Source organism: Agromyces seonyuensis (assembly GCF_009789225.1).
Lineage (GTDB): Bacteria > Actinomycetota > Actinomycetes > Actinomycetales > Microbacteriaceae > Agromyces > Agromyces seonyuensis.
In genome coordinates, this window is sequence record NZ_WSTA01000109.1 from 1 (window position 1) to 10659 (window position 10659).

At 72.9% G+C, this 10659-nt stretch carries 9 protein-coding genes and 1 riboswitch; of the genes, 6 read left to right on the forward strand and 3 right to left on the reverse strand.

The window, feature by feature from the left end:
- A partial coding sequence (locus GB864_RS16675) for a hypothetical protein (protein ID WP_202107331.1) occupies positions 1–205 on the reverse strand: 205 nt, incomplete at its 3' end.
- A gap of 385 nt (positions 206–590) precedes the next feature.
- Here GB864_RS16675 and GB864_RS16680 point away from each other — a divergent pair.
- The 3 genes from GB864_RS16680 to GB864_RS16690 all read left to right on the forward strand — a co-directional run bounded on the left by GB864_RS16680 (position 591) and on the right by GB864_RS16690 (position 4166).
- Complete coding sequence (locus GB864_RS16680; protein ID WP_160426819.1) at positions 591–2522, forward strand: peroxidase family protein; 1932 nt, start codon at positions 591–593, stop codon at positions 2520–2522.
- 214 nt (positions 2523–2736) lie between these two features.
- Complete coding sequence (locus GB864_RS16685; protein ID WP_419672799.1) at positions 2737–3846, forward strand: fatty acid desaturase family protein; 1110 nt, start codon at positions 2737–2739, stop codon at positions 3844–3846.
- Between the two features lie 116 nt (positions 3847–3962).
- On the forward strand, positions 3963–4166 hold the full coding sequence (locus GB864_RS16690; protein WP_160426821.1) for a cold-shock protein: 204 nt from the start codon (positions 3963–3965) through the stop codon (positions 4164–4166).
- Positions 4167–4231: 65 nt separating this feature from the next.
- On the opposite strand, the gene GB864_RS16695 is transcribed toward GB864_RS16690, so the two are convergent.
- Both GB864_RS16695 and glyA read right to left on the reverse strand, forming a co-directional pair.
- Positions 4232–5119, reverse strand: a complete 888-nt coding sequence (locus GB864_RS16695; RefSeq protein ID WP_160426822.1) for a bifunctional methylenetetrahydrofolate dehydrogenase/methenyltetrahydrofolate cyclohydrolase — start codon at positions 5117–5119, stop codon at positions 4232–4234.
- Complete coding sequence (gene glyA, locus GB864_RS16700; protein ID WP_160426823.1) at positions 5116–6402, reverse strand: serine hydroxymethyltransferase; 1287 nt, start codon at positions 6400–6402, stop codon at positions 5116–5118. The genes GB864_RS16695 and glyA overlap by 4 nt, the downstream gene beginning before the upstream one ends.
- Before the next feature lie 54 nt (positions 6403–6456).
- Positions 6457–6537, reverse strand: a riboswitch (ZMP/ZTP riboswitch).
- A 175-nt stretch (positions 6538–6712) separates the two neighbouring features.
- On the opposite strand from glyA, the gene GB864_RS16705 reads away from it, so the two are divergent.
- The 3 genes from GB864_RS16705 to GB864_RS16715 form a co-directional block, all read left to right on the forward strand.
- A complete protein-coding gene (locus tag GB864_RS16705) occupies positions 6713–8359 on the forward strand; it encodes a family 20 glycosylhydrolase (RefSeq protein ID WP_160426824.1) in 1647 nt (548 codons plus the stop codon).
- On the forward strand, positions 8356–9501 hold the full coding sequence (locus tag GB864_RS16710; RefSeq protein WP_160426825.1) for an N-acetylglucosamine-6-phosphate deacetylase: 1146 nt from the start codon (positions 8356–8358) through the stop codon (positions 9499–9501). The genes GB864_RS16705 and GB864_RS16710 overlap by 4 nt, the downstream gene beginning before the upstream one ends.
- Positions 9502–9858: 357 nt before the next feature.
- On the forward strand, positions 9859–10659 hold an 801-nt coding region (locus GB864_RS16715), incomplete at its 3' end, for a sigma-70 family RNA polymerase sigma factor (protein ID WP_160426826.1).

A 10659-nucleotide genomic window follows, 5' to 3' on the forward strand; every position in this document is an offset into this window, starting at 1 on the left:
CGACGAGGCCGTCGGCCTCGAGGGCGGCGCGGGCGCCGATCGCCGTGATGCCGGCGGCGGCCGCGGCCGTCGCGATCGGCGCGGCCGTCCGGACGAGCACCGCCTGCGCGCCGGGGAGCATCGGGGCGGCGACGAGCCGCTCGGGACGGGGACGGGTGGGAGCCGGTCGGACGATGCGGCCGGCGGCCGGGGTGTAGCTGGTCATGGGGTATCGGTTCGCTTTCGGTATCCGGGAGCTCCTCGCCATTCCCGAGGATCGCTCAACACAAGCGGTCACGTTCCTCCGGTCGGGAGGCGTCGGACACCGGGACTCCCCCGAACCCCGGACCGGGGTACCCCCGACGTTCTGCGCCGCCGAACGCTCATCTGCGCAGGGTGCGCATCCGAGCACCCAAGTCACCGGATGCGCATGCGCGATGCGTCCGCCGGGGCTCCTGACGACGCCGCGGGACGACCGGCCGCACGACCTCAGTGCCCGCCCGGGTTTCCGTGCCGCACGTCCGCGCCCGTCGGTCGCCCCGGAGGAAGCGGCGTACTCCGGCTGTGGGCGCGGGCGCCGCGCTCCCGACGAGATCGAGGGGACGAGCACCATGACCATCACGACCAGGCCGATCACCGACGACGACGAGGACCCTCGGACGGCGCTGCCCGAGTTCCGACGCGTCATCACCAACCTCGGCCACGGGACGCATGCCATCGCCGACAGCGCCGCCCCGGTCTCGGAACCGGGCGTCGAACCGGTGTCCGAGGTCGCGCTCCCCCGCGAGAACCCGCACGCGCCGGGCGCCTTCCTGCTGAGCCCGCCCGTGCCGCCCGAGAAACTCCCGTCGGTGAGCTCGCCGTTCGGCTACCTCTTCTCGGGCCTCCAGGCCAACTACCCGCTCTCGCACCTCGACCACCGCAACCCGGAGGCCGTCGTCGTCGGATTGAAGGCGCTCGGCTCCGCGATGATCGAGGCTGCGGCGGCCGAGGACGCCGCGCCGGCGAACCCCGATCCGGATGACTCGACGCTGCCGCCGATCCACACCTATTGGGGGCAGTTCGTGGATCACGACATCACCGCGAACACCGACCGGAACGACGAGATCGGCATCACCGACGGCGTCCTCGAGCCGCTGGCGCCCCAGGCCGTGCTGGCGGATCTCCGCAATCTCCGGGAGCCGCAGCTCAACCTCGATTCGCTCTACGGCAACGGGCCGGCGGCGAGCGGGCAGCCGGATCAGGTGCGCTACGAGGCGGACGGGATCCGGCTGGCGGTCGGCGCCCTCAGTCCGCTGAACCCGGGCCCGTTCCAACGGGTCGCGGGTGCCGATCTGCCTCGGACCCCGTCCGGCAAGGCCGAGATCGGCGACGCCCGCAACGACGAGAACCTCGCGATCGCCCAGCTCCACGTCGGGTTCATCCGCTTCCACAACGAGGTCGTGCGGTGGCTCGCCGACCACCCGGTCCCGGACGCGACGATCGCCGAGCGGGGATGGGACGACGCCTTCACGCCCCCGGCCGCCGTCCTGGCGCCGGAGTTCTGGATGGCGCGACGCTTCGTGCAGTGGCACTACCAGTGGATCACCGTCGAGGACTTCCTCCGCCCGGTCGTCGACGGCGTCGACGAGAACGGCGCGACGATCCAGGGCGGACTGGTCAGCACCCTGCTCGCCCCGCCGACGCCGCCCGATCCCGCGGACCCGTCCCAGCCGTTCTTCACCGGCTCAGACCCGTTCAACACCTTCATGCCGCTCGAGTTCTCGATCGCCGCATTCCGCTACGGCCACAGCCTCGTGCGCTTCTCCTACGACTGGAACGAGAACTTCGGGTCGCCGGAGGACGGCGCGTCGGGGCCCGTCGACGAGGGCACGCTCGACGCGCTCTTCGGCTTCACCGGCGGCGGCGGCCGCCTGTCGGGCGGCAAGCTCCCGGACAACTGGCCGGCGCGCTACGAACGGCTCACGCGGACCGGGCCGGCGACCGAGGACAGCCCGGCCCGCTTCGCGCGGAAGATCGACACGAGGCTCACACCGCCGCTCGGCAACCTCCGCAACGTCGAGAACGGCATCGCGACGCCGGACCGGATCAAGGCCATCATGAAGCGCCTCGCGGTGCGCAACCTCCTACGCGGCTATCGGCTGGGCCTGCCGACCGGGCAGGCGGTCGCCGCGGCGATCGGCGCGACCCCGCTGACGAAGCAGGAGCTGCTGCAGGGCAGCACCCCCGCCGGGGCGGCACCGGACGCCGTGCACAACGCGCTCGTCGACGGCGGGTTCGTGGAGCGGACGCCGCTGTGGTTCTACATCCTGCGCGAGGCGGAGGTCGTCGGCGGCGGCAACCGCTTCGGCCCGGTCGGCGGGCGCATCGTCGCGGAGACGCTCATCGGCCAGCTCCGCGCCGATCCGGCCTCCTTCCTCAATGTCGGATGGACGCCGGCCGACGGCGTGCAGCTCCCGGACGGGGGCGGCGCCGTCGACACGATCGACCGGATGCTGCGCTTCGCGACGTGCATCCCGGCGAGCAACCCGGTCGCCCCCTGAACGCGAGTGGGTAGGTCTCGCGGATCGCGGCGGTGCCGCACCCGCGAGACCTACCCACTCGCGGGAAATGGGGGCGGAAGGAGTGATTCCCGGATCATCAGCCCATCCTCAGCACTTTCCCGATACGGTGGACCAAGCGATCGGCGACCGCCTCTTGCGAAACGGGCCGGCCCTCAGGGCCGCTGCCACGAGCACCGCCGATCGGAGCGCCACCATCTCCTCCTCGCACACCCGTGCGACCGGCCTCGGGCCGATCCGCACCACCGCACGTCGCGACGCCGACGCACCCGGACTCGTCCACTCCTACTCCGCGGTGTCGAAGGTCGTGAAGGAGTCCGGCCTGCTGCGCCGCACCCACACGTTCTACGGCCTGCTGCTCGGCGGCCTGACGCTCGCCCTCGGCGGCGTCGTCACGGGCTTCATCCTGCTCGGCGACAGCTGGCTGCAGCTGCTGATGGCCGGCGCGCTCGGCGTCATCCTCACCCAGTTCGCCTTCGTCGCGCACGAGGCATCCCACCGCCAGGTGCTCGAGTCGGGCCCGGCCAACGACCGGCTCGGCCGCTTCCTCGCTTCCTTCGTCGTCGGCATGAGCTACGCGTGGTGGATGACGAAGCACACCCGTCACCACGCGAACCCGAACCGCGTCGGGCACGACCCCGACATCGAGTTCGACACGATCTCCTTCCAGGAGTCGGACGCGGCCCGCCAGCGCGGGCTCATGGCGCTGCTCACCCGCAAGCAGGGCTACGCGTTCTTCCCGCTCCTGCTGCTCGAAGGCCTGAACCTCCACTGGCGCTCGCTCCAGACGCTGACCGCCCGCGAGCCGGTCAAGGGCCGCTGGATCGAGCTCGGCTTCATCGTGACGCGCTTCGCGCTCTACCTCGGCGTGCTCTTCACGTTCCTCCCGCTCGGCATGGCCTTCGCGTTCCTCGGCGTGCAGCTCGGCGTCTTCGGCGTCTACATGGGCGCTTCGTTCGCGCCGAACCACAAGGGCATGGAGATCATCCCGGCCCACGTGAAGCTCGATTTCTTCAGCAAGCAGGTGCGCACGTCCCGCAACATCTCGGGCGGCGTCTGGGCCAGCGCGCTCATGGGCGGGCTCAACTACCAGGTCGAGCACCACCTCTTCCCGAGCATGCCCAGGCCGCATCTGGCCCGCGCCCGGGACATCGTCCGCGAGCACTGCCGCACGCTGGGCGTCCCGTACACGGAGACGAATATCGTCCGTTCGTACGGAATTGTGATCGAATACTTGAATCGGGTCGGGCTCGCAGCCCGCGACCCCTTCGACTGCCCGCTCGTCAACCGCTACCGGCGGAGCTGACGAGCAGCAAGAACCGCCGCACGAAACCTCGTGCGACGAAAGCGTCCACGCCACTGGCATGGTCGAACCGGTACGGCACCCGTATCGGATGAATACAGAGAACAAGGTACGACGACATGGCCACTGGCACCGTCAAATGGTTCAACTCCGAAAAGGGCTTCGGCTTCATCGCCCCGGACGACGGCTCCGCCGACGTGTTCGTGCACTTCAGCGCGATCACCTCGTCGGGCTTCCGCACGCTCGAAGAGAACCAGAAGGTCGAATTCGAGACCGGTCAGGGCCCCAAGGGCCCGCAGGCGGAGAACGTCCGCCCGCTCTGACCCCAGAGAACGACGAACGCCCCGGTGCCGCGAGAGCGGCGCCGGGGCGTTCGGCATTCCGGATGCTACGCGGCGGCGCGCTCGGCCGTCTCGACGACGTTGCGCAGCAGGAGCGCACGGGTCATCGGGCCGACGCCGCCGGGGTTCGGCGAGAGCCAGCGGGCGACCTCCGCGACGCCGGGATCGACGTCGCCCGCGAGCTTCGCCTTGCCCGACTCGGTCGTGCCGACGCGGGTGACGCCAACGTCGAGCACTGCGGCGCCGGGCTTGATCCACTCCGCCTTCACGAGGTGGGGCACGCCGACCGCGGCCACCACGACGTCCGCGCGCGCCACTTCGGCGGCGAGGTCGACCGTGCGCGAGTGCGCGAGGGTCACCGTGGCGTCCACGCCCTTGCGGGTGAGCAGCAGGCCGAGCGGCCGGCCGACGGTGATGCCGCGGCCGATGACGACGACGTGCTTGCCGGCGACCGCCACCCCGTTCTGCGCGAGCAGTTCGAGGATGCCCGCGGGCGTGCACGGCAGCGGGGCCGGCACTGCCGTGGCCGGGTCGACGCCGAGCACGAGCCGCCCGAGGTTGGTCGGGTGGAGGCCGTCGGCATCCTTGGCGGGATCGATCGCCTCGAGCACGGCGTTCTCGTCGATGCCCGCGGGCAGCGGGAGCTGCACGATGAACGCGGTGACCTCGGGGTTCGCGTTGAGGCGGGCGACCGCGGCGAGGATCTCCTCCTGCGTCGCGTCCGCCGGCAGCTCCTCGCGGATCGAGGCCATGCCGACCTCGGCCGTGTCGCGGTGCTTGCCCGTGACGTAGGAGCGCGACGCCGGGTTGTCGCCGACGAGCAGCGTGCCGAGCCCGGGCACGACGCCGCCCGCGGCGAGTGCCGCGACGCGCGAGGCGACGTCGGCCTTCACCGCGGCGGCGGCGGCGAGCCCGTCGAGGATGCGAGCCGTCACTGCTGCAGCTCCGGGTAGAGCGGGAAGCGCGAGGTCAACGCCTGCACGCGCTCGCGGAGCGGCGCGACGTCGGCGCCGAGCAGCGCCTGGGCGATGATGTCGGACACCTCGGTGAACTCGACGTCGCCGAAGCCGCGGGTCGCGAGGGCCGGGGTGCCGATGCGCAGGCCCGAGGTGACCATCGGCGGGCGCGGGTCGAACGGCACCGAGTTGCGGTTGACCGTGATGAGCGCCTCGTGGAGGACGTCCTCGGCCTGCTTGCCGTCGATCTTCGAGTTGCGGAGGTCGGCGAGCACGAGGTGCACGTCGGTGCCGCCGGTCAGCACGTCGATGCCCGCCTCGCGGGTGTCGGCGGCCGTGAGGCGCTCGGCGAGGAGCGCGGCGCCGCGGAGGGTGCGCGCCTGACGGTCGCGGAACTCCTCGGTGGCCGCGATCTTGAACGCGGTCGCCTTGGCGGCGATGACGTGCATGAGCGGGCCGCCCTGCTGGCCCGGGAACACGTTGGAGTTCAGGGCCTTCGCGAGCTCCGTGTCGCGCGAGACGATGAAGCCCGAGCGGGGGCCGCCGATGGTCTTGTGCACGGTCGACGAGACGACGTCGGCGAAGGGCACGGGGCTCGGGTGCAGGCCCGCGGCGACGAGGCCGGCGAAGTGCGCCATGTCGACCCAGAGCTTGGCGCCGACCTCGTCGGCGATCGCGCGGAACGCGGCGAAGTCGAGGTGGCGGGGGTAGGCCGACCAGCCGGCGATGATGACCTGCGGCTTGTGCTCGAGGGCCTTGTCGCGCACGACGTCCATGTCGACCTGGAACGTCTCGGGGTTCACCCCGTATGAGACGGCGTTGTAGAGCTTGCCCGAGAAGTTGAGCTTCATGCCGTGTGTGAGGTGGCCGCCGTGGGCGAGCTCGAGGCCGAGGATGGTGTCGCCGGGGGTCGCGATGGCGGAGAGCACGGCCGCGTTGGCGGAGGCGCCGGAGTGGGGCTGGACGTTCGCGTAGGCGGCGCCGAAGAGCGACTTGGCGCGCTCGATGGCGAGGTTCTCGGCGACGTCGACGAACTCGCAGCCGCCGTAGTAGCGGCGGCCGGGGTAGCCCTCGGCGTACTTGTTCGTGAGCACGGAGCCCTGCGACTGCAGGACGGAGACGGGCACGAAGTTCTCGCTCGCGATCATCTCGAGGTAGTCGCGCTGGCGACCCAGTTCGAGGTCGAGGACCTCGGCGATCTCCGGGTCGACGACGGACAGCGGCTGGTTGAAGACGGACTCGGCCAAGGCTGGCTCCTTCATTCGGGGATGTTGCGGACCATGGGTGCTGCCTGGCGGGCGCGCCGCCGAAGCATCCGTCCCGGCCCAGGCGAGCGGTCGGTCCGTGGCAGTCGCTCCCCGATGGTGGCCATCTGAACGCCAGTCGCGACGTCGGCCATCTTACCCATGCCATCCGGATGCCTCCCGGGCGGAATCCCCTCGGGTGGCGGACTGGTTCCGAGGACGCGGCGCGCCCCGATCGCGACGGCGGCCGAGCGCCTCGCGTCCTCGGGGCGGCGGCGGCGCCGGGGCGCGCCTTGTAGTTTGTTCGGAGTCCTGCCAAACTCGCGGGATGACGGCCCCGACGGCGATCCGCCGCATCGCGCTCCTCGCCGCCGCCGCCGTGCTCCTCGCCGGTTGCGCCGCCTCCCCCGACCGGAAGGATGATCCTGTGATCGCCATCGTCCCCGCCCCGGCCCGCCTCGAGTCCGCGACCGGCACGGTCCGCCTCGACGCCGGCACCCGCATCCTCGTCGACGGGCCCGGCGCCGACGCCGTCGCCGCGACGATCGCACCCGACCTGCGCGACGCGACCGGCCTGCCCCTCGGGATCGAGCCCGGCGGGACGGCGGACGCCCGGGACGGCGACGTCCTCCTCCTCGTCACCGGCGAGGGCCCCGCGCCCGACGCGGCGACGGCGTTCGCGGTCGACGAGTCCCACACGATCGACAGCGCCGACGGGCGGGTCGAACTCGCCGCGGCGAGCGCGGCCGGCCTCTTCCGCGCGACGCAGAGCCTGCGCCAACTGCTGCCGGCCCGCCCGCCGGCGGACGGCGCGGTCGACCTGCCCGCGTTCCACCTCGAGGACGCCCCGCGGTTCGCCTACCGCGGGGCGATGCTCGACGTCGCCCGCCACTTCTTCACCGTCGAGCAGGTCATCGGCTACCTCGACGCCATCGCGATGCTGAAGCTCAACGTGCTGCATCTGCACCTCACCGACGACCAGGGCTGGCGTCTCGCCATCGAGGGCTACCCGGCCCTCACCGAGCAGGGCGGTGCGAGCGCCGTCGGCGGCGACCCGGGCGGCTTCTACACGCAGGGGGACTACCGCCGCATCGTCGAGGCCGCCGCGGCGCGCTTCATCACCGTCGTGCCCGAGATCGACCTGCCCGGCCACACGAACGCGGCGCTCAACGCGGTGCCGGAGCTCAACCCGGGCGGCGTCGCCCCCGAGCCCTACACCGGCATCGAGGTCGGCTTCTCCTCGCTCAGCGCCGCGCCCGACGAAGCCGCGGCGACCGACGCGTTCCTCACGGCGGTGCTCGGCCAGACCGCCGACCTCACGCCCGGGCCCTTGCTGCACGTCGGCGGCGACGAGTCGCTCTCGACGCCGAAGGCCGACTACCTCGACCTCGTCGGGCGCATCACCGCCATCGGCGCCGCGACCGGCAAGACCCTCGTCGGCTGGCACGAACTCGGCGCCTCGACGGAGCTGCCCGCGGGCACGGTCGGCCAGTACTGGTCGTTCACGACCCCGCAGGAGGGTGCGACCGAGGAGACGCTCTCGTTCGTCGAGCAGGGCGGGTCGGTCATCCTCTCCCCCGCCGACGTCGCCTACCTCGACATGAAATACCCCGACGATCCCGACGGGCCGCTCGGCGGCAAGCTCGGACTGCTCTGGGCCGACGGGCCGACGACGCTCGAAGAGGCGTACGCGTGGGAGCCGACCGAGGTCGTGCCGGGACTCGCCGAGTCGGACATCCTCGGCCTCGAAGCCCCGATCTGGACCGAGACGGCCCGCGGCTTCTCCGAGGTCGAGTACCTCGCCTTCCCGCGCATCGCCGCGATCGCCGAGCTCGCCTGGTCGCCGGCCGTCGAGGGCGCGCGCGACGAGGCCGGCTTCCACGCGCGGCTCGCGCCGCTCGGCGCCCACTGGCGCGCGATGGGCATCGCCTTCCGCCCGGTCGGCGGCGTCGAATGGACGGGGCTCGCCGAATGAGCGCCGACACGATCGTGCACTCCGCCCGCCTGGTGAGCGGCGGGCGCCTCGAACGGGATGCGTGGGTCGCCTTCGCGGGCGAGGGCGTCCTCGCGCGCGGCACGGGCGACGGCTGGCGCGGCGAGGCCGCACCGGCCTCGGCGATCGTCGATGCGGGCGGCGCGTTCCTCACCCCCGGATTCGTCGACCTGCACGGGCACGGCGGCGGCGGCGCGTCGTTCGACGACGGCGGCGCGGCGATCGACCTCGCCCTCGCGACGCACCGCGCCCACGGCACGACCCGCTCGGTGCTCTCGCTCGTCACCGCGCCCGTCGAGGCCCTCGAGGCTCGGCTCGCCGAGATCGCCGACCGCGCCGCGGACGACCCGCTCGTCCTCGGCGCGCACCTGGAAGGCCCCTTCCTCGCGCCCGAGTTCAAGGGCGCGCACACGCCCTCGCTGCTGCGCGCCCCGGATGCCGGCTCGGTCGAGCGACTCCTGCTCGCCGGCGGCGGCGCGCTCCGCCAGATCACGATCGCTCCGGAGCTGCCCGGCGCCGACGTGGCCGTCGGCCGCTTCGTTGATGCGGGCGTCCGCGTCGCCGTCGGCCACACGGCCACGGACTTCGACGGTGCCGCGCGCGCCTTCGACGCGGGCGCGAGCATCCTCACCCACGCCTTCAACGCCATGCACCCGATCCACCACCGCGCGCCGGGTCCCGTCGTCGCGGCGATGCAGGCCGGGCACGTCACGCTCGAGGTCATCGCCGACGGCGTGCACCTGCACCCCGGCGTCGTGCGGCTCGCGTTCGACGGGGCCGCGGGCCGGGCGGCGCTCGTGACGGATGCCATGGCCGCCGCAGGCGCCGCCGACGGGGACTACCTCCTCGGCGGGCTCGCGGTGTCGGTCGACGACGGTGTGGCACGGCTCGCCGACGGCACGATCGCCGGCTCCACGCTCACGCTCGACCTCGCCATCCGAGTCGCGGTCGCTTCGGGCGTCGCCCTCGAGCAGGCCGTGCTCGCGGCGACCGGCACCCCGGCCGACGCGATCGGTCGGCCCGACCTGGGCCGTCTCGAGGCTGGGTGCGCGGCCGACGCCGTGCTGCTCGACGACGGGCTCGAGGTGCGCGGCGTCTGGGCCGCCGGCCGCCGGCTGATCTGACCCTGTCCGCGGGGCTCCATCGCGAGCCGCCCGCGGAGGGGGCGGGACCCGGAGTCGTGTTCCCCCGACGACTCCGGGCCCGGCCCGTCCGGGCGACCCCCTCGCCCGGTGCACGAGGCGGCGTCCCCCGCTGCCTCGCATCTGAAGAGAGTCGATCCGCCCCGGATCATGACGCGGTTCCGGAGAAATTCCTCGAAGAGATCCTCCGTCCGCATCGTGCACGCCCTCGCATCGGTGGAGAACGGCCGACCCGCCCGTCCGAAGTGTGGGATTCTCGAGGTACCCGAACCCGGCGAACCGGTTTCACCCGAGCACTGCCCACCGGTCCATCCGGAACCCGACCCAGGAGGACGCCGCATGGCGCCCAGAGCCGCCCACGAGCGCACCGACCGCGATCTGCTCCACCGGAGCCGACGCGGGGATCGGGACGCGTACGCGGAGCTCTGGCGTCGGCACGCGACCTCCGGCCTGACGGTCGCGCGCGGGCTCGGTGCCGCCGACCCCGACGACCTCGTCGCCGAAGCGTTCGCGAACATCTACCGGCTCGTGCTCGACGGCAAGGGCCCGCGGGAGTCGTTCCGCGCCTATCTGTTCACGACGATCCGCAACCTGGCCGCGGCCGCAGGACGGGCCGACCGCGAGTCGCCCGACGATCAGCTCGACGAGCGGGCGCACCCCGACTCCGAGGAGGCGGCCGTCGAACTCGGCCACGACCTCCGCACGGCCCAGGCGGCGTTCCACGCCCTCGCGCCGCGTTGGCAGGAGATCATCTGGTACACCGAGGTCGAGGGGATGACGCCGCAGCAGATCGCACCCCGCATCGGCCGCTCGGCGAACACCACGGCGGCCCTCGCCTACCGCGCTCGCGAGGCGCTGCGGCAGGCGTGGATCGGCGCTCACATCCAACCCGCCGACGACCCCGACTGCCGCTGGACGCGGGAGCGCCTCGGCGCGTGGCTGCGCGAGAAGCTCGGCGTGCGCGACCGCACGAAGGTCGAGCGCCACGTCGACGGCTGCCGCATGTGCGCCCTCGCCGTCGTGGAGGCCCGGGCGGCCGTCCTGCGCCTCGACGCGCTGACCCCGCCCGTCGCCCTCGGCCTCGCCGTCATCGGCACCGCCGGCGCGGCCGCCGCGGCCGGTGCGGCCGGCACGCTCGGG

What these genes read in the sequence shown, in the direction of transcription:
- GB864_RS16680 (WP_160426819.1), top strand. Translation starts at nt 591, where the DNA reads ATGACCATCACGACCAGGCCGATCACCGACGACGACGAGGACCCTCGG.
- GB864_RS16690 (WP_160426821.1), top strand. Translation starts at nt 3,963, where the DNA reads ATGGCCACTGGCACCGTCAAATGGTTCAACTCCGAAAAGGGCTTCGGC.
- glyA (WP_160426823.1), bottom strand. Translation starts at nt 6,402, where the DNA reads ATGAAGGAGCCAGCCTTGGCCGAGTCCGTCTTCAACCAGCCGCTGTCC.
- GB864_RS16705 (WP_160426824.1), top strand. Translation starts at nt 6,713, where the DNA reads ATGACGGCCCCGACGGCGATCCGCCGCATCGCGCTCCTCGCCGCCGCC.
- GB864_RS16710 (WP_160426825.1), top strand. Translation starts at nt 8,356, where the DNA reads ATGAGCGCCGACACGATCGTGCACTCCGCCCGCCTGGTGAGCGGCGGG.